General features: G+C 35.4%; 22 protein-coding genes and 1 pseudogene. 15 read left to right on the top strand and 8 right to left on the bottom strand.

What is annotated here, in order from left to right; all coding sequences use genetic code 11:
• Positions 1 to 65 precede the first annotated feature (65 nt).
• Positions 66 to 617 (bottom strand): TetR/AcrR family transcriptional regulator, encoded by a 552-nt coding sequence (locus AZF04_RS05720; RefSeq protein ID WP_061947931.1) that lies wholly within the window; start codon positions 615 to 617, stop codon positions 66 to 68.
• 193 nt (positions 618 to 810) lie between these two features.
• Between AZF04_RS05720 and AZF04_RS05715 the strand changes: the two genes are divergently transcribed.
• The 5 genes from AZF04_RS05715 (at position 811) to AZF04_RS05695 (ending at position 4299) form a co-directional block, all read left to right on the top strand.
• Entirely contained in the window at positions 811 to 1494 is a 684-nt protein-coding gene (locus AZF04_RS05715; RefSeq protein WP_061947930.1) for an FMN-dependent NADH-azoreductase, read from the top strand.
• A gap of 181 nt (positions 1495 to 1675) precedes the next feature.
• On the top strand, positions 1676 to 2131 hold the full coding sequence (locus AZF04_RS05710) for a DUF4240 domain-containing protein (protein WP_201030528.1): 456 nt from the start codon (positions 1676 to 1678) through the stop codon (positions 2129 to 2131).
• A 436-nt stretch (positions 2132 to 2567) separates the two neighbouring features.
• On the top strand, positions 2568 to 3002 hold the full coding sequence (locus tag AZF04_RS05705; RefSeq protein WP_061947929.1) for a DUF5412 family protein: 435 nt from the start codon (positions 2568 to 2570) through the stop codon (positions 3000 to 3002).
• A gap of 160 nt (positions 3003 to 3162) precedes the next feature.
• Positions 3163 to 3951, top strand: coding sequence for a PhzF family phenazine biosynthesis protein (locus AZF04_RS05700; protein WP_061947928.1), 789 nt, complete (start codon positions 3163 to 3165; stop codon positions 3949 to 3951).
• Positions 3952 to 4023: 72 nt separating this feature from the next.
• Complete coding sequence (locus AZF04_RS05695) at positions 4024 to 4299, top strand: hypothetical protein (protein WP_061947927.1); 276 nt, start codon at positions 4024 to 4026, stop codon at positions 4297 to 4299.
• Between the two features lie 146 nt (positions 4300 to 4445).
• On the opposite strand, the gene AZF04_RS05690 is transcribed toward AZF04_RS05695, so the two are convergent.
• Positions 4446 to 5330, bottom strand: coding sequence for an SMI1/KNR4 family protein (locus AZF04_RS05690; RefSeq protein WP_061947926.1), 885 nt, complete (start codon positions 5328 to 5330; stop codon positions 4446 to 4448).
• 140 nt (positions 5331 to 5470) lie between these two features.
• Positions 5471 to 6121 (bottom strand): type A chloramphenicol O-acetyltransferase, encoded by a 651-nt coding sequence (gene catA / locus AZF04_RS05685; protein WP_061947925.1) that lies wholly within the window; start codon positions 6119 to 6121, stop codon positions 5471 to 5473.
• A 379-nt stretch (positions 6122 to 6500) separates the two neighbouring features.
• Between catA and AZF04_RS05680 the strand changes: the two genes are divergently transcribed.
• Both AZF04_RS05680 and AZF04_RS21130 read left to right on the top strand, forming a co-directional pair.
• Complete coding sequence (locus AZF04_RS05680; protein ID WP_061947924.1) at positions 6501 to 7475, top strand: collagen-like protein; 975 nt, start codon at positions 6501 to 6503, stop codon at positions 7473 to 7475.
• Between the two features lie 258 nt (positions 7476 to 7733).
• Positions 7734 to 8312 carry a BclA C-terminal domain-containing protein gene (locus tag AZF04_RS21130; RefSeq protein ID WP_061947923.1) on the top strand — a complete coding sequence of 193 codons (579 nt, stop codon included), beginning with the start codon at positions 7734 to 7736 and terminating at the stop codon, positions 8310 to 8312.
• 87 nt (positions 8313 to 8399) lie between these two features.
• Here AZF04_RS21130 and AZF04_RS20575 read toward each other — a convergent pair.
• The 3 genes and pseudogenes from AZF04_RS20575 to AZF04_RS05665 form a co-directional block, all read right to left on the bottom strand.
• Positions 8400 to 8795: pseudogene (locus AZF04_RS20575) on the bottom strand (DinB family protein); the annotation flags it as partial.
• A 136-nt stretch (positions 8796 to 8931) separates the two neighbouring features.
• Positions 8932 to 9123 carry a hypothetical protein gene (locus tag AZF04_RS05670; RefSeq protein WP_061947922.1) on the bottom strand — a complete coding sequence of 64 codons (192 nt, stop codon included), beginning with the start codon at positions 9121 to 9123 and terminating at the stop codon, positions 8932 to 8934.
• Complete coding sequence (locus tag AZF04_RS05665) at positions 9120 to 9716, bottom strand: hypothetical protein (protein WP_061947921.1); 597 nt, start codon at positions 9714 to 9716, stop codon at positions 9120 to 9122. The genes AZF04_RS05670 and AZF04_RS05665 overlap by 4 nt, the downstream gene beginning before the upstream one ends.
• 134 nt (positions 9717 to 9850) lie before the next feature.
• Between AZF04_RS05665 and AZF04_RS05660 the strand changes: the two genes are divergently transcribed.
• Positions 9851 to 10243 carry a hypothetical protein gene (locus tag AZF04_RS05660; RefSeq protein WP_153017224.1) on the top strand — a complete coding sequence of 131 codons (393 nt, stop codon included), beginning with the start codon at positions 9851 to 9853 and terminating at the stop codon, positions 10241 to 10243.
• A gap of 16 nt (positions 10244 to 10259) precedes the next feature.
• Here the strand turns inward: AZF04_RS05660 and AZF04_RS05655 are convergent, their stop codons facing one another.
• On the bottom strand, positions 10260 to 11171 hold the full coding sequence (locus AZF04_RS05655) for an aminoglycoside phosphotransferase family protein (RefSeq protein ID WP_153017223.1): 912 nt from the start codon (positions 11169 to 11171) through the stop codon (positions 10260 to 10262).
• Positions 11172 to 11359: 188 nt separating this feature from the next.
• On the opposite strand from AZF04_RS05655, the gene AZF04_RS05650 reads away from it, so the two are divergent.
• Both AZF04_RS05650 and AZF04_RS05645 read left to right on the top strand, forming a co-directional pair.
• A complete protein-coding gene (locus AZF04_RS05650; protein WP_061947918.1) occupies positions 11360 to 12388 on the top strand; it encodes a ZinT family metal-binding protein in 1029 nt (342 codons plus the stop codon).
• Between the two features lie 183 nt (positions 12389 to 12571).
• A complete protein-coding gene (locus AZF04_RS05645; RefSeq protein ID WP_045489137.1) occupies positions 12572 to 13000 on the top strand; it encodes a Fur family transcriptional regulator in 429 nt (142 codons plus the stop codon).
• 577 nt (positions 13001 to 13577) lie between these two features.
• On the opposite strand, the gene AZF04_RS05635 is transcribed toward AZF04_RS05645, so the two are convergent.
• Positions 13578 to 14453 (bottom strand): metal ABC transporter permease, encoded by an 876-nt coding sequence (locus AZF04_RS05635; protein ID WP_061947916.1) that lies wholly within the window; start codon positions 14451 to 14453, stop codon positions 13578 to 13580.
• A 195-nt stretch (positions 14454 to 14648) separates the two neighbouring features.
• Between AZF04_RS05635 and AZF04_RS05630 the strand changes: the two genes are divergently transcribed.
• The 5 genes from AZF04_RS05630 (at position 14649) to AZF04_RS05610 (ending at position 19186) form a co-directional block, all read left to right on the top strand.
• Positions 14649 to 16343 carry a metal ABC transporter solute-binding protein, Zn/Mn family gene (locus tag AZF04_RS05630; protein ID WP_061947915.1) on the top strand — a complete coding sequence of 565 codons (1695 nt, stop codon included), beginning with the start codon at positions 14649 to 14651 and terminating at the stop codon, positions 16341 to 16343.
• A gap of 37 nt (positions 16344 to 16380) precedes the next feature.
• Positions 16381 to 16650, top strand: a complete 270-nt coding sequence (gene rpsN, locus AZF04_RS05625) for a 30S ribosomal protein S14 (RefSeq protein WP_061947914.1) — start codon at positions 16381 to 16383, stop codon at positions 16648 to 16650.
• Between the two features lie 34 nt (positions 16651 to 16684).
• Positions 16685 to 17029, top strand: a complete 345-nt coding sequence (locus tag AZF04_RS05620) for a hypothetical protein (protein WP_061947913.1) — start codon at positions 16685 to 16687, stop codon at positions 17027 to 17029.
• Between the two features lie 117 nt (positions 17030 to 17146).
• A complete protein-coding gene (gene folE2 / locus AZF04_RS05615) occupies positions 17147 to 17971 on the top strand; it encodes a GTP cyclohydrolase FolE2 (RefSeq protein WP_235599931.1) in 825 nt (274 codons plus the stop codon).
• A 9-nt stretch (positions 17972 to 17980) separates the two neighbouring features.
• Positions 17981 to 19186, top strand: a complete 1206-nt coding sequence (locus AZF04_RS05610; RefSeq protein ID WP_061947911.1) for a GTP-binding protein — start codon at positions 17981 to 17983, stop codon at positions 19184 to 19186.
• The last annotated feature ends 15 nt before the right edge of the window (positions 19187 to 19201 follow it).

Genomic DNA, 19201 nt, shown 5'->3' with positions numbered 1-19201 from the left:
AGAAACTCAGATACCTTTTTTTTTGGAGAAATAGGAACCCATTCTATGAGTGATTTATACCATACCTACTCTATGTTTATTAATTGCCTTATTGATGAATTCGCATATTCATAATAATCTTCTGGTGATTTACTACTGTTTTGTTTCCAATCCATTGAAGCGCCATATATCATCCAACTTAACATGGTAGCTATTATTCTTAACCTTTTATGCTCTTCATTAGGATACTTCTTTAATAGGGCTTGCAAAATAATCTGTTCAAGCTCTTTTTTTAATATAGCTTCTAACTCCATATCCTGGCTTCTCTGGCATCGGTGGCTCATGTGATAGTTAGTAATGGATAAAAATACATTTTTCAGCATTTCTTCATTGAAATCTTTATGATGTGACAGTTCTTTGATGACATTTTTCATTAAATCTTCTTTAGTTAATTTTTGGAGCAAATCATATTTATCAAGAAAATGGCGATAAAAGGTTGAACGATTTATCATGGCTCCTGATGTAATATCACTAATTTTAATTTTGTTGAAATCCTTTTTTTCTAATAGCTCTGTAAAGGAATTAATAATGAATTGTCTTGTTCTCAGTGAACGAATGTCTGTATTTTCCTCAGCCATAAAGGGATCCCTCTATTCCTTATAAACATTTTAAGCCAATAGTTGTTTACGCAACAAAACCGTCTTTTTGTTGATTGAGTGGTGAACGAACTACATCTATAATTTAATTGTACATTAGGTATCACTTTAAGCAATAGAAATAATTAGAATAAATTGGATATTTATAAATTATAAGAAAATCGGAGGAATTAAAATGAATTTATTAGTAGTAAAAGCAAATAATCGTCCAGCAACAGTAGGTGTTTCTAGTAAAATGTATACGACCTTTATGGAAAAGATAAAAGAAGCAAAAAATGTAAATGTGACTGTCTATGATGTTTTTGAAGAAGATATGCCATATTTCGGGGAAGAATTTTTTAGTGCTTTAGGAAAGCTACAAAGTGGTGAGGAACTATCAAATGTAGAAGAACGACTTTTAGCTGCAAAACAAAAAGCAAAAGATATATTTGCTTCTGCGGACGTTGTAGTATTTATTTTTCCATTATGGAATTTGACGATTCCGGCAAGACTTCATACCCTTATCGACTATATTGATGAAGCAGGTTACACATTTAAATATGGTTCAGATGGACCTGTTTATCTTATGCCAGAGAAAAAGATTATTCTTATGAATGCGAGAGGAGGGGATTATTCTTCACCGGAGATGCAAACTATGGAACATGCCGTTAATTATATGCGTCATATATTTGCTGGAATGTTTGGTATGAAAGTTATTGACGAGGTTATTATTGAAGGACATAATGCTAGCCCCGATAAAGCTGAGGAAATTATCAGAAACGGACTAGATAGAGTTGTTGAAACGGCAGAAGAACTAACTATTTTGGATGGGATTGAAACACCAATTGGAGATTCATCTACAAGTGTTTTAGTTGAATAAAAGAATTTTCATTAACAGGTCTTTAGACCTACCGTCTCGATTGTACCTATTTAAAGATTGAATGAAGTCGTTTTCCAGTTAGGAATACGTCTTCTTTTTTTAGTGTATAAAGAGTGAAACCTACTTCTCTTCTCTTAAAAAGAAAGATAGAATGATAGTATTAAAGGTGAGGGGTGTTTTTATGATAATGGACGAAAATGAGTTTTGGAAAATCATAGATATGTTTGAATGGAAGCATGCAGGTGACGACGTAAAAGTATTAAAAAAAGCAATTAAATATCTATCCAAAAAGTCTAATGAAGAAATATTTGCGTTTGATGATATATTATCGAAGCTTTTATATGATTTGGATGGAAGAGTATATGCTCAAAATATAGGTGAAGATGCATATATAAACGACGAAACCTATTTTTCAGTTGATGAATTTTTATATTCGAGATGTGTTGTAGTAGCAAATGGAAAAGAATTTTATTATGAAGTTCTTGATAACCCAGATTCCATGCCAGAGGATATGGAGTTTGAATCACTACTCTATTTACCGAATGAAGCATTTGAGATGAAAAATGACGACGAATATCAATATTCACCTAAATTTGATTACGAAACATTTAGTAACGAAAGTAAGTGGAAGGACTAGTTTTGTTATTTTTGGAACATTGAAAGGCGAAGTAATAAAGTAACGAATGCCTGAGATAAAAAAAAACCATCATTTGATGGTTTTTTCTAATAAGGTTATTAGATGATTTCATTCGTTATTCTTTAACCTTTTATTTTTAATACTTCAAGTAAGATTTCAAAAGCATTTTCATTCACTATAAAAAAAGTTAAAATAACCCTTTTATAAAACCACCAATTATTCTTGGTATGAGGAGTAAGGATTCTACAAATATAGTAATGATAATTTTTAAAAAGGTGTCTTTTTTAGATGTTTTGCTCATAGAATCGACTTCTTTCTTTTAACTTAACATAATATTACAATTGGATTATGAAAGTGTCAATGCCAGTCTTGTGATTTCAATGCGGTTCCTTTAGTATATACCTTAATCATAAGCATTCAAGGAGATCGTAAAAGCATGAAGAAGAAGCCACTATTCGCTCTTATTTTATTGTTTTTCTTTATATTCGTATGGAATACATATGATACTTTAACGTATTCTTTTGAAGAGAGTTCATTTCCAGGTGCGCCAGGGGAACGTTATTCTACCGTCACATCACCTAAAAAAACATTTACAGCTTTTGCCTATACATATTCAGGTGGTGGAGCGGCAGGATTTGTTAACGTATCTGTGGAAATAAAAAACAAAACAACAGAGGAGACTCATACGATTTACTATGGAGATGAAATATTAGGTTTTAAAATGAGTTGGTTGAATGAAGAAACCATAGAGATTAGTGATTCATATCGCAAGGTCATTTTAAATGTAAAGGAAGATATTTTTGATTATATGGGTTCAGCATGTAGAAGTTTAAAAATGAAAAGTCAATATAGAAATTGCTATCACGATTAGTTAGGACGAGCTATAAATCGGTAAGCTTTATATTAGTTAAATGGTTGGTTTTTTCAGTATAATATCTAAATTTTCTGTAAGTGGTTTTGTAATATGTAATTAGATGATAGAATTTTTGAAGAATAAATAGTAGCTACATTTTGACACTTAGGAGGAAAAGATGAAATATTTCGTAGTCGATGCTTTTGCAGAGAAAGTCTTTGAAGGAAATCCAGCGGGAGTTTGTATTATAAATCATTGGATTTCAGAGGAGCTTATGCAGAAAATAGCATCTGAAAACAACCTATCAGAAACCGCTTTTGCAGTAAAAGAAGAGGAACAGTACAGCTTAAGGTGGTTTACACCTGGAGGTGAGGTTAATCTTTGTGGACATGCTACTTTGGCAACCGCATTTATCCTTTTTAATTATTATGACAATCATTTAAATGACATCAAATTTAGTACGATTAGTGGCGAGTTAATGGTAACTAAAAAAGGGGATACGTATGAACTGGATTTCCCTACTGTTTTATCTGAAGACATCACTGTAACGGACCAAATGGTTAAGGCGCTAGGAATCCTACCTAAAGAAGCCTATTTAAATCGCGATCTTGTTTTTTTACTAGATTCGGAAGAAGAAGTGCTGAACCTCAGCCCTGACTTCTCTCTATTAGAAAAACTACCAGAAGGATTAGGTGTATGTGTGACAGCAAAAGGTCGTGAATATGATTTTGTTTCAAGAGGGTTTTATCCTAAGTTAAAAGTCAATGAGGATCCAGTAACAGGTTCTTTGCATTGTAGCTTAATTCCGATCTGGGCAAAGAAATTAGGAAAGCAGGAACTATTAGCAAGACAATTATCTGAAAGAGGTGGAACTCTTTATTGTAGAGATGAAGGAACACGAGTGAAAATGGCAGGAAAAGCCGTGCTTTACTCTGAAGCTGAACTACATATTCAAGCTGAGCTTTAATTCATGTACTAATTCTACCTGTAATATGGTATTCATGATTGTCTATCTACTATGAATCTAAGGAGACTATAAATGACTAAAAGACTTCCTCTTTGGTTTTGGATTAGCTTTTTCGTGGTTACCATTTTAGAATTTTCATTCTTTACTTTTGGTCATCATCTTTTTTACACTACTGGAGATTTTGTTTTATGGATGTTTATCATCACAGTCTTTCTACATCCTCTTTTTATGATGATTGTTTTGTATCTATTATGGAAAAAAGGGATGAAGAATTTACCATTTATACACGCATTTGCGATTATGCTCATTCCAATTTGGATTAGTTGGATGGTTATATTTATAATCTAATCTTATGATAAAGCATGGGTAATTTTGTTTGGATTTAATTAAAGAAAAGCTTGAAGGAGCAAAAACATTCGATAGGAAAAGGCACCAATCAAAAGAAATCGAAGAAGCTGATAACCTCTCGATTTCTTTTTTTATCAAACACCTATTCACTGGTTGGTTTCAACATATTGCTCCAGCTTATTGGCAAATCTTTGAATCTTTCTATTGGTACTGCTTTTAAAAGTGTTTATAATCTGCTCAATTCTTTGTTTCTTTTCGTTACTTTCGTTTTGAAAGTTAATAGCTTTGAGATAATCATGAAATGTTTCAATAGTGGTTTCTGGGGCAAAATCTAATGTTGAGTTTAGTAAATAACTGATTTGAGATATTAGCCACTCCGTGTTATCGTTCTTATGGTAGAAATAATGAAGTGCCATCTCTACGTCTCCAATAGATTTCCCTTTGAAAATTCTCTCTGCTTCTTTGTAGCTGTAGTCTCTCGGTTTTTGTCCATAAAGGTAGAATAATTGATTGTAATCTTTTCTCTCTTCCTCACTACCTTCATCTTCTTCACTATATAAGTTCTGAAGCAGTTCTGAAAAATCTACTGCTAATTGGTCTACCACGTCGATGTCTTCATCAATTATGATGACAGGAGGGTTGTTTTTAACCGTCCGATAGTCAAGAGCAATAAATCGATGACCGTCTTGATGAATAATCACAATATTCTTTGGTAATTCCCATTCATTTACAAGATAATTGGTTTGTAGCAGCCCTTCGTCTTCGTTAGTAGAAATACCATAAATATGGTCTAAAATGAGATGAGGGTTTTCTTCATCCTCTTCTTCGTCTGTTTCTTCCTCCATTTCTTCCTCATCAACATAAGGGTATCTATTAGCTTGTAAGTAACCTCCATTTTGAATTTGTAGTAGTTCAATCAAAGAAGGGGGAAGCTTTACACCAAGCTGTGCTTCTGCAAACGCAATGACACGGTCTGTTAAAGGTTCTAATTCATATTCATCTAAAAGCTCATTTTTCCATATATCATGCATAAAATAACTCCCTTTCCATAAAAATTAACTGATGTAATAAATATACAATTAAAACTGCAAAATAGACAGTTACTATTTTACTTATAAAAGACCCTGAAAGTTATTTCTTTCAGGGTTTTTGGGCTCAACTTATCTTGAGGTTAAAGCCAATCAATAGGAGCATTAGCTAGCTGTTGCACGGATTCAAAAAATCTACTTGCATGATAACCATCACAAACGGCATGATGAACCTGTAAAGAGATTGGTAAAAGAATGGAACCATCTTTATGAACAAACTTTCCTGCTGTAATAATGGGGAGAAGATGATTTTTGTTAGACTCTATCATTAAGTTAAATGCGGTAAAAGAAGTCCATGGAATCATCGAAATTGATACGGTATTTTCTGGAATAGGCTTTTTCGGGAATAATAAGCCAGTTCCTGTAAATTCATCTACATCTGAAAGGTACATCTTATGGAAATTTTTAAAATCACCATTATCTATATCAGTTGTAATAGCAGAGAATGTCTCAGATTTTTGGTCAAATATAGTATATAAGGGAACTAGCTGATCCCAATAACCCAAATCTCCTTTATGATTAAAACTGGTTCTAAAAACAGTGTTGGAGTTTACTACTTTCGTAATGATAAAAATAAGCGCTGGATAAAATTTATAACCATTATGGTTTAGTGTTCGATACAAGGTGGAGATGTTAATCTCTGAAGTTATACTAAAGCTAGTTTGTTGATTTAAATAATGATTAAATATCTCTTTTCGATCCCAATTATGAATATCAATTTTATTAAAATTCATTTATATCGCCTCCTAAATTTGTGATAAGTCGAATATTTAGGAGGCAGTACGATCTGTCTTTTTCATAATGGTCATCCCTTCTTTTTAGAAGTTAGGATTATTATAGCAAAAAAATTTAAAGTTTCTGGACATTTTGAGCGAAACAGTGGGTAAATATACAAGAATATGTCTTGAAAAATTCTGAAACTAAACCAATACGGTTTATTCGTGTATATTAAGAACGTTAAAAAGCTAAGGTTATTCTATTAACCCTAGCTTTTTTGATGCAAAAATAGTGGTTTTTTTTAAAGCTATAAGTCCAAACGTTTTTGATGAATATTAATAATATATAGAAGTTAATAGTTCTATTAACAAATATTCTGAGAAGAGGTGAGGAAACATGAAGTTTAATAATCGAAATAATTGTGGGAAGAAAAGCATACCAATTATTCCCGGGCCTCCGGGACCACCAGGACCACCAGGAACTAGAGGTCCAACAGGCCCAACAGGTGGAACCGGCGGAGTTACTGGGGTAACTGGCGCGACAGGAGCCACAGGAGCGACGGGAGTAACCGGAACAACAGGAGCGACTGGTTCGACAGGAGTAACCGGAGTCACTGGAACGGCCGGAGCAACAGGGGTGACAGGAGCGACAGGGTTAACCGGAATAACAGGAGCCACCGGAGCGACAGGGTTAACCGGAATAACAGGAGCCACCGGGACAACGGGAGCCACTGGATTTACAGGCCCAACAGGCCCAACAGGAATTTCCGGAGCCACCGGAGTAACGGGAGCTACTGGATTTACCGGCCCGACAGGTCCAACCGGAGTAACGGGATTTACCGGAGCCACTGGTTCAACAGGAGAGACGGGAGCCACCGGAGTAACGGGATTTACCGGAGCTACTGGAGCTACAGGAGTCACTGGAGTAACGGGTGCGACAGGATTTACCGGAGCTACTGGGGCCACCGGAGTTGGATTTTCAAGCTATGCAAGTGTCTTTCGTGTAGATCCAGGAGCGGGAACAGATACAGTTCCTGGAAATGCAGCTGTAGTATTCACCAATGGATTTGAAGCAGGGGCAGGGATTAGCTTTACTGCACCGTCTGATACAATCACCATTAATGAAACAGGCTTATATCTCGTTATGTTCACTGTTCATAATCAAGGAAGTGCCGATTTTGATCTGGAGTTAAATGGAGTACCTGTTACACCGGAGCCTTTTACTGGTGATGGAGGAGGACCAACCTCTGGTGAAATTATTATAAATGTTACAACAGCTCCTAGTACTCTACAAATCGTTAATGCAAGTGCAACGCCTGTCCAACTTCATGATCAAACAAATACGACGTTAGTTATTACAAAAATAAGTTAAGAATCAGAAATCATTAGGTTACCTCCCTTTCAAAAAAAGTTTAAACCCTCTGTTTTGGAGGGTTATTTTTTTGGGAGGAATGTTGCTTAGTTTTATAATAGTTTTCCAATTTCGAAATAAACTTTTAGAAGAGGTAAGCTCTATCAATTTACTCTTAATTTTATTGAGCTACTTATGATACTAGCACAAACATTTTTTAAAGATTTCAATATACTATAGAGAATTCAATTTTACAGTATGGAAAGGAGTGAAAAAGCTATGAAATTCAAAAATCAAGATAATTGTAAAAAGAAAAATATACCTGTTATCCCTGGACCACCAGGCGCAACCGGTCCACAGGGACCACCGGGAACTCCTGGCCCAACAGGCCCAACAGGACCAGGAGTTGGAGCCACAGGACCAACAGGCCCAACTGGACCACCTGGCCCAACTGGGAGTGGGATTACAAGTTTTGCGAGTGTATTTAGAGTAGACCCTGGAACAGGAACAGACACTATTCCTGGTAATACAGCTATTGTATTTACAAATGGATTTGAGGTAGGGACTGCGTTTACTTTTACACCACCATCAGATACGATTATTATTAATGAGACTGGTTTTTATGAAATCAATTTTACTGTTCATAATCAAGGAAATGCCGATTTCGATTTAGAACTCAATGGTGTTCCTGTCACGCCACTGCCTTTTACAGGTGATGGTGGAGGTCCTACAACGGGAGAAATTATCATTAATGTCACGACCGTTCCTAGTACGCTTCAAATTGTCAATGCAAATGCAACACCTGCACAGCTTCATAATGATACCAATACGACATTAGTCATTACAAAGCTTGCATAATATAGATAATAAATCAGAAAAGCCCTCTATTTTAGATGGCTTTTCTACGTGTGTTATGAACTTTTTTGCTGTTGAATAGTCCTATCTTTAATCTCTTGTTCTTAATATATCTGTATTCGGAGGTTCATAGCCCATTTGCCGAATCATAGCCACGATTTGTACTTTATGATGGAATTCATGTGTAATGCTGTGCATGAGTAATTTGCTAACAGACATTGATATCGGTTCTTTTGTTTTTCTCCAAGGGATCGGCTTTTCAATCGTTATATCTAGATTATTCCCATACTGGGTGAATACTTCCGCTACAAAATAATCGACCTCATTAAAGCGTGCTTGAATCGTTTCTAATGTAAATTGAATACATTTTCCTTTTGGAGTGAGTGGTGTTACCGTTTTAGATAATATAAATGAACCTAGCCACGCATAATAACAATCCGATATATGGATGAATGTGTCTCGTACGCTTTGAAAGCCAAATCCGTTGCTTTGAGAAAATTATTCATCGTTCAGTTTCTGACAATAATTCAACAACGTTTCTCTCGTTTGTTGTACACGATGGTATTCTTTTTGAAACATGGAAAACGTCTCCTTCAATATCGCTATTCTATCATGTAATAATTTAAAGCTCAGAAAGCTTCTCTACTAAATCTTCCGTTGTACATTCAATAGCTTCTAGCAGTGAAATGAAAATCTCCACATGACTATCAGCAGCTTTTTCATTCTTATCAATTTCTTTTAGGTTTTCAACAGTTTCAGCTTTTTTGTTTTGCGTCCAATCGTAAGTATGTAATAGCCAATAACTGCTACTCAAAAATGAAAAGGACTTACAAGTTGGAACAGAACCGCAACAACTACTGAAAGAATGATGACTATCGCTATTTGCTTTGGGTTTTTGTAAAAGATTACACATAAAATAAGAAACATAATAAATTCTTCTATATATTTAAGATACACATAGAATAATCCCAAGCCTAAAGATAGATTCAGGATTAATCCTAAAGGAAGTGCTGATAATAGTATTGATAATCGGTGATGATGCTTAGCACTCCAAACAAGCATCGCTAAAAAAGGAGATGCTAGTGCAATGCTTCCCCAAAGGAAAAAGTAATTTAAAGGGAAAAAGCCAAATAAGAAAGCTGAATATGTATAATAGCTGACAAGCATTCCTAAAAAAAATAAAAAAGTATTGATTGCGGAAAAAATGATGCTTTTACTATAAGCTGCAATTATGACGGCTAATAAAACCCATATTCCTAATCGTGTAAATAAATCTCCTAGATAGCTAAGTGGATAGGACCACCAGCTGCCGTCAATAGAAGCAGTATCCAAATATTTTGAGAAAATGCCTAAAATGAAACCAAATACGAAGTTAAACGATAGATAGGTTAAGGTTCCTTTTTTCATGATGATTCTCCTTAATAAAGATTGTACTTTGATGGTTTTGGTTTAATAATAGAAATAGGAAGATTTGTACATTACAGCTCAAACTTTATTTTAAAAAAAGCTTGCTTCATCCTAACTATTTTTTGCTAAAGGGAGTGATTACACTGAAAGTAACTTTAGAACTTGTCATGAATACAGTCGTTGTTGGTTTGTTTACTACCTTAATCATTGGTGATTTTTTTCCTACTCTAAATATTCATTCCACTCTGATCATCTGGGCAATTATATTCTCTATCATTCTAAGTATAATGGTGACCAAATTCAGTCGCAAAAAAAATAATGTAGAAAAGAAAAAAGGTTCTACAGTTATATACTCGTCTCTTTATCTGTTTATTTTACTCTTGATATTAACAGGGTTAGGAGGCCAATCTACAGTAGGAATAGGATTAGAGAATCCTATTATATGGTTTTTAATTATTCTCCCTATCATGACGGCTATTTATAAGATTATCTACAAAAGGATAGCCCTAGACAAACAAAAAGTATAGTCAGTAGCGTGAACAATCACGATTTATACCAATTAGGGATGATTTCATCAAAGTAATCATGATCCTCTAAAAAAGTTGTGATTTTTTCCATCATATCGTCTATTTCGTTAGGAACATTTTTTATACACCAAACAATACTAGAAAAAACAGACATCGCTAAATAAAGAGAGTAAAGCTTCCAGAAATGTTCTTCTGGTTTTTGATGTTTGAAATAGCCTTCAATTTGCCCGATGGAAAAAGGGATACTAAGTGATCGGCTAAAAAGTCCAATCTTTAAAAAGTCATGATATGGATCGCCCCAATCAAATCTACCGAAGTCAAGAATTCCAGCAAATTTCTTATTTTTAAGAACGATATTGGATAAATGATAATCATCATGCTGTAAAACAGTCGGTCGATCCTTCATTAAATGAATGTGTTCCTCAATAAACTGAATAAGTTTCTTCTCGTGTTTTACTTTCATTCCACAAGTTAGATAAGCTTCGAGGTAAGCTTGATGCTTTTGTGATTTTCTTGAAAACCAAGAAGTAGAGTGAGAACTAGGGTTCAAATATTGATGTACTTTTAATAACTCCTTTCCAGCTTCTTGACCAATCTGGTATTGTTCCTCTTCTGAACAAACGCGAATAGAGTTCTCCCCATCATCTCCTTCAAGATAAGTAACAATCATATACCCTATGCCATTGCTTTCGCCGATTTCTAGTGGGCGTGGGCAAGAAACATCGAGTTGTTCCATTCCTTTGAGAACAGAAAATTCTTCTCTTTTTTTTGCTAACTCTTCTTTTTGGAAAGTTCTGAGAATGAAGCGCTGCTCCTTATTAGCATAGTTTAGAAGGTATTTTTGATCATTGGAATAACCTTTTTTGATTTCTAATATACTTTCACAGTTTCTAATTAATGCAATCTCTTTTTTTAATACAGTAATCATCATAAACCTCCTAATTAAGCCTTAAAATTATAGTATCAGAGAATGAGAGGACCAGCTTATTTTTTTAAAAAAAACCGAAAGCATAATCGTTGTTTGGCATAAATATAAATTTTCGATTGTCACAGAATCGATAGTATGCTATTATCAGATCGTAATTATTACAATTAAAAAAGAGGAGAGAATGTATTATGTTAAAAATAGAAAGAAGCTTTTGGTTCATACTTCTAATCAGCTTGTTACTTGTAGGGTGTCAAGCAGCTGAAACAGAGGGAGAAATGGAAGAGACACCAGGGACTGAAGAGGAGCACGACCATGATGATTCAGAGGGAGAAGAGGAGCATGTACATACAAACGATGAAGATATTCCTGAGGAAGTTGAAATAGAGGGAGTGGCACATCACTATCATACAGGTGATCAAATTGAGTTAACGGCTCAAGCACAAAATCATAGTGAGTTTGATGATTGGCATTGGTATGTGCGAGATTCCTCAGAAGAAGAGTGGGAAATGGATTCAAGTCAAACTGGGGCTAATTTTGCGGGTGAAGCTACAATAGATGGGCAAGAGATTAAAGCAGTACTATATGATGATCAACATGAGCCAGTTGTTCAATCAGCACCTGTTGTAATTGAGATTGACGACCATGGTCATGACCATAGCCATGCTCATGATGAGGAAACACAGCAAATTTATGATGGATATTTTGAAGACAGTCAAATAGAGGACAGAGAATTATCTGATTGGGAAGGAGACTGGCAATCAGTCTATCCGTATCTTTTAGATGGCTCTTTGGATGAAGTATTTACTCACAAGGAAGAAGACGGTGGCGATAAGACAGCGGATGAATATAAAGAATATTATAGAAATGGTTATGAAACAGAAGTGGAGCAAATTATTATTGAAGGCCAGAATGTAACCTTTGTAGAAAATGGTGAGAGCAACACAGCTGAATATGTATATGACGGCTACGAAATTTTAACCTATGAAAGAGGAAATCGCGGAGTAAGGTTCATCTTTAAATTAGATGAGGAAAACGATCAATTGCCTACTTATATACAATTTAGTGATCATATTATTTTCCCTACTAAATCTCATCATTTCCACTTATACTGGGGAGATGACCGAGAAGCTTTATTAGAGGAAGTTACACATTGGCCAACGTATTATCCTTCTGATTTAAGTGCTGATGATATTGCTCACGAAATGATTGCACATTAAGATGTAGTTATAATCGAAAATATTATTGCAATTTTAAGCTAGGGCAGAAAATCTGAAGGATTTGGAGAGTTTTCAGTTTCATACGATGAAAGGGGGTCTATCATTTAAGAGTATGGTCTTGAATGACAGACCTCCTATTTACTGATAAAATGTAATCAAAGATATGGAAAGGGAAGGTCTCTAATGACAGAAAATCAAAATAGGTTAAGTGATATGTTACAAGTGATGTCACGTAATGGTTGGAGAGTGACGGAACAAAGGAAAACTCTTGCTAAAATCTTCACTGAGCACGACGGGTATTTATCACCTAAAGAAGTGTATGATAAAATGTCGACCCATTATCCGAGTGTAAGCTTAGATACCATTTATCGAAATCTAAGGATGCTAAGTGAAATGGGAGTTCTTGAACATTTTTACTTTATGGAGGATGGACTGAAATTCCGTGAAAGCTGTACCGATCACCACCACCATCATTTAATTTGCCTAAATTGTGAAAAGACTCTTCACTTTGAATTTTGTCCTATGCAAAAAGGGATTGAGCTGCCTGGTCAATATAAAATCATGAGTCATCGATTTGAGGTTTATGGCATTTGTGAAGAGTGTCAAAATTGAAAATCAGCGAAATTAAATAAGGCTTAAAATGAGCTTAGTATAACGAAAAGTGAAATCCGTACATGGGTTTCACTTTTTTAATTGAGAGATTAATGAGAGGAGGTAAATCGAGCTTTAGCAGCTTGGAAAAAACCGTTCAACTTGGTCAAAAGGGAAAGAACTTATCAACTGCAGTAGGATTAAAAGCGCTGGGAGTTTCAACGGGGGAAGCCTCCTATTCACCCGAAAACGGCGATGAACCAGGAAAGAGGTCAAAAGGGAGCCTCCTATTCACCCTAAAACAGCGATGAACCAGGAAAGTGGTCAAAAGGGAGCCATCTATTCACCCGAAAAAGCGCCGGAACCAGGAAAGTGGTCGAAAGGAAGCCGTCTATTCACCCGAAAACAGCGCTGAACACGAAAAATGGTCAAAAGAGAGCTTCACCCTTGCTTCATCTTTCGCCAGTCGACCTCCAAACTTCCAATCAAAAAAAGAATCGAGAAAGCTGGAACATTTTCTCGATTCTTTCTCTTTTGTGTGGCTTTAATCACAATTAATCATTCTTAACGACTTCTAGAGTAAGTCTGGATTTCTTGTTTATTCGGCTTTAGAGGTTTTTACACCTTTAAAGCTTATATTGTATTTATTGAGTATCTTTTTAGCCAGTATGCTACCAAAAAGAAATAAACCTCCTACGACTACGATTACTCCTCCAGGGGCTAAATTTAAATGATAGCCGAGGAATAGTCCAATTAATACAGAGAGTTCTCCAAAAATAATAGAATAAATAAACATCTGCTTAAAGCTCTTTGACCATTGAATGGCTGCCGAGACAGGTAATGTCATAAGAGCTGAAATGAGGAGAATACCTACAATTCTAATTGCCGCTGCAATAACAAGGGCTACAATAATAGTGAAAATCAAATCTAACCAATTTTTTGAAATACCAGATGTTTGGGCTTGTTCACTATCAAATGCTAAGAAAAACCATTCTTTATAAAAAAGAATGAGAGAAATTACGGTGAATATAGACACAACCATAATGACTAATAAGTCATTTTGACCAACTGCTGCAATACTACCAAATAAATAAGCGAACAAATCGGTATTGAAGCCATTAGCCATAGAAATAAAAATGACCCCAACTCCTATACCTAAAGAAAGAATAATAGGAATCGATAATTCCTTAAAATGCTCATATACTTTTCTGAGTTTATCAATAAAAATAGCACCTAGTATAGCAAAGACGACTCCCATGTATATAGGATCGAATGGGGCGAGCGAAACAAAAAAGGAAGCTAATAATAAATGAAACGCGATACCAGTAAGAGTAATGTGCGATAGGGCATCTGCGATAAGTGACATTCTCTTCACGACTAAAAATACACCAATCATGGGAGCTATAATTCCTACGAGTATGCCTGAAAATAGGGCATTGCGTAAAAAATCAAACTGGAAAAAAACCTCAATCATTTTCTCACCTACTTAATAGTTATCATTACGATTTAAATCGATAGTTAGTATAGCTCATAAAGATAACTGTGTAAATAAAAAAATTTTGGGTTGACAATCTAAAAAAGAATCGTTTATCATAAAACGTAATTATTACGATTTAAAAATGAAAGAAATAAGCTACATATTATTGAATATTTTTTAAGGGAGAGAATTATGAAGCGTTTATTTTATCTTTTGATTACTTTAACGATCATTATAGCAGGATGTCAAAATCCTTCAGATGCGGAGTCGAATGATGCAACTGAGGAGAACGAAGTATTAACTATTTATACTTCAATTTATGCATTAGCCGATTTCACCAATAAAATAGGAGGCGAATTTGTTAACGCAGAGAGTATCTATCCACCAAATGCAGATGCTCATTCTTATGAATTGAGTTCCAATGATATGGTAAAGGTTGCACAAGCGGATGCTTTTATTTATTCAGGAGTAGGGATGGAGCCTTTTGCTGATCAAATAGAAAGTGCTCTTGCGAATGAAGATGTCCATATTCTTGGTGCAGGTGCTGACTTATCGCTTAGAGGTGAATCTACTCATGAGCATGGTGACCATGAAGACGGAGACCATGAGCACGGAGAGAATGACCATGGAGCAAATGTTATTACAATAGAAGGAGTTGCTCATCATTACCATACAGGAGATGAAGTAAACTTAACGGCAAGTATAGAGGAAGATGAGGGATATGATCATTGGCACTGGTACACTCGCGAATCAGGAGAAGAAGAGTGGGAGGTTGTACCTGAAATAGGCGGTTCCGAATATACTGCTATTGCTGAAAGCAATGGTTTAGAGGTAAAGGTTGCATTATTTAATAATGAGCATGATATCCATGCTGAATCTGAATCGGTAGAAATCGTTATTGAGGACCACGAGCACGGAGACCATGAACACGGAGGCCACGAGCACGGAGACCATGAGCATGGAGACCACGAGCACGGAGACCATGAGCACGGAGACCATGAGCATGGAGACCACGAGCACGGAGACGATGAGCACGGAGACCATGAGCATGGAGACCATGAGCATGGAGAAAAAACCATTTCAATAGAAGGAGTTGCTCATCATTACCATACAGGAGATGAAGTAAACTTAACGGCAAGTATTGAGGAAGATGAAGGGTATGATCATTGGCACTGGTACACTCGTGAGCCAGGAGAAGAAGAGTGGGAGGTTGTACCTGAATTAGCAGGAGCAGAATATACAGCAATTGCCGAAATGAACGGCTTAGAAGTAAAAGCAGCCTTATTTGATGACGAGCATGGGATTTATGCAGAGTCTGAAGCTGTAGAAATCGTGATTGATGATCACCACGGTGACAATGGAATCGGAGACCCACATGTATTCTTAGATCCGATTATTAGTATTGATTTAGCAAATAAAATTAAAGAAATGCTTGTAGAGTTACTTCCTGAACAGGAAACCTATTTTGAAGAGAATTTTGTTGAATTGACCAAGCAATTAGAAGAGATAGATCAACAATTAGCAGAAACGATTTCTAATGCTGACCATAATCAAATTATTGTTTCGCATGCTGCATATGGCTATTGGGAGCAACGCTACGGGTTAGAGCAATTGAGTATTTTAGGGTTATCCTCTACTCAAGAGCCTTCACAAGCTCAGCTAGTTGAGTTAGTAAATGTTGCAAACGAGAATGACCTTAAATATGTGACCTTTGAAAATAATGTGAGCTCAACGATTGCAGAGGTGATTCAATCTGAGATTGGTGCGGAAAGTCTTATTTTACGAAATATGGAGAGTATTTCCCAAGAAGATCTTGATAACGGCGAAGATTATATAAGTATGATGAAAAAAAATATAGAAACGTTAGAAACAGCACTTAACTATTAAAAAATTTAATCTCTTATAAGGAAAAGGTGTGAGTGAAATGGCTAAAAAATCAAAAGTGGTAAAAGAAAAGAAACGACAAGAGATGGTCCAAAAGTACGCAGAAATTCGTAGAGAGCTAAAAGAAAAGGGTGACTATATCGGCCTTAGTAAACTTCCAAGAGATTCATCTCCTTCTCGTTTGAAAAACAGATGTGAAGTAACGGGGAGGCCAAGAGGTTATTTAAGAAAGTTTAAAATGTCTAGGATTGCCTTTAGGGAATTAGCTCATAAAGGTCAAATTCCAGGTGTGAAAAAATCAAGCTGGTAAAAGAAACGACTAAGATAAAATAGGAGTTTTATAAATGAAGAACGGTACAGCCAATTTAGATTTTTTTCATAGAAGAGCAATTAGTCGGTTGAAGAAAGAAGAAAGAGATATTTACCTATTTATTATTCAAAGAGAATTCAAATTGGAAAGTATAGCCGAGAGTCCACAAGAGTATCTTCAGCTTTTAAGGGAGGATTCACCTATCCTTAAAGCCGCTCACTATTTTGGTATGGATGCAAGCAGGGTGAAAGAAATATTAGATAAGGCAGAAGCAACCATTGAGAATTATATTAAGGTTAGGAGTAGTAACAAGCAGCTTTATTCGTTAGTCAATTACAACAGACCCAAACAAAATCAATATTTTTTGTATTATGAATGAGTAGTGAATAGCTTTTCATTGATAAAAGGAAGGAGAGTGCGGGCTATCCATTTACCAAGTCAATCTAAGAGACATGAGCACTTCGGTTCAACTGGTCCAATTAAGGGAGAAAAGCCGTTGAAGAAAAGTGAAATGACCGATCTTCAAAGCATGGAGAAAGATTATTTCTTCCATATAAATCAAGTTGGGGTAGAGAAGCTACATTACCCTATGCTGATCCATTCAAGTATAGAGCCTAAAGTTCAACAGACTTTTGGTAACTTTAAGATTAGCACCTCTCTTCCTTCTCATCAGAAGGGTATAAATATGAGTAGAATACCAGAAACCCTTCATCAATATTATAGTGAAGGAGCCATACTTAATCAGAAGCTTCTACGTCGATTTTCCAAGCAATTAGCTCAAAAAATGGAGCAATCGGAAGTTTATATGAAAGTATCGTATCCTTGGTTTTTTACTAGAAGTAGCCCTGTATCAAATTTTGAAGGGCTAGTGGAGGCGAAGATTTGGTTAGAGACTAAATTTGCACAAGATACATGGCACGAAAAAGTGGGATTGCAGGCTATGATCACAACTCTATGTCCGTGCTCTAAGGAAATAAGCGAATATAGTGCCCACAATCAAAGAGGAATAGTTAATGTCGAAGTGGAAAGTGCAGAAGGTGAGCTTTGCTCTGAGCATTTTAAAGAAGAGCTTCTTGAAGTGATTGAATCGAATGCGAGTGCTCGCATTCATTCTATTTTAAAGAGACCAGATGAAAAAAAAGTAACAGAAACAGCCTTTGAAAATCCGAGATTCGTAGAAGATTTAATTAGACTTATTGCAGCTAGTTTAGTGGAACTAGAATGGGTTAGTAAATTTACTATAACTTGTAATAATGAAGAATCTATTCATCAGCATGATGCGTATGCTTCATTAACTTATAAAAAAGACCATTTTAATTAAAGGAGCGAAATCATGAAGAAAATCCCTGTAACAGTTTTAAGTGGATACTTAGGCTCTGGTAAGACAACCTTATTAAACTATGTTCTAAAAAACAGGCAAAATTTAAAAGTAGCTGTTATTGTCAATGATATGAGTGAAGTGAATATTGACAGTGAACTCATTCAAACACAAGGTGGCTTCTCAAGGACGGAAGAGAAGCTAGTAGAAATGTCAAATGGCTGCATTTGTTGCACTCTCCGTGAGGATTTATTAATCGAGGTAAAGAAGCTAGCCTTACAAGGAGATATTGATTATATCATTATTGAATCTTCCGGTATAAGTGAGCCTATTCCTGTTGCGCAAACTTTTTCATATATTGATGAAGAAATGGGAATAGATTTAACCGAGTTTTGTCAATTAGACACAATGGTTACAGTGGTTGATGCTTATCGTTTTTGGCATGATTTCGAATCAGGAGATACATTATTAGAAAGAAAAGAAGCTATAAATGAAGAGGATGATCGTAATATAGCGGATCTGTTAATAGACCAAATTGAATTCTGTAATGTATTAATTTTAAATAAGTGTGATTTAGTTCAATCGGAAAATATTGATTCATTGGAAAATGTAATTCGTACTCTTCAACCAGAAGCAAATATAATAAGAACGACAAATAGTGAAATAGAATTTGAGGAGATTTTTAATACAAGTTTATTTGATTTCGACCGTGCTAGCGAATCCGCAGGGTGGTTGAAAGAATTGAATATCGGTCCATCAGAGCACACGCCAGAGACTGAAGAGTACGGTATCTCGTCTTTTGTTTATAAGAGTAAAAGACCTTTTCATTCAGAAAGATTTAATCAGTGGTGTGGAGCAATGCCTATGCAAATTGTTCGGGCAAAAGGAGTTGCTTGGTGTGCAACCCGAAATGATATTTCTATTTTATTGTCACAAGCAGGGCCTTCAGTAAAGCTTGAACCTTTATCTTATTGGGTCGCTTCTTTACCTGAACATAACCAAAAAATAATTAAGCAAGAAAACCCTCAATTATTATTAAATTGGGATGAAACGTATGGTGATAGACATACAAAGCTCGTATTTATTGGAATGGATTTAGATGTTCATATCATTACAAAAGAATTAGATGAATGTATATTAACTGAGGATGAATTTAATGAGGATTGGTCAAAATTACCCGATCCTTTTCATTGGCAAATACAAATGCAATCGAATTAAAGAAATGAAATTCAT

This window comes from Alkalihalobacillus trypoxylicola, assembly GCF_001590785.1.
Taxonomy (GTDB): Bacteria; Bacillota; Bacilli; order Bacillales; family Bacillaceae_D; genus Alkalihalobacillus; species Alkalihalobacillus trypoxylicola.
Note: the sequence above shows the minus strand (reverse complement) of the source record. Positions and strands in the feature narration are given on the sequence as shown.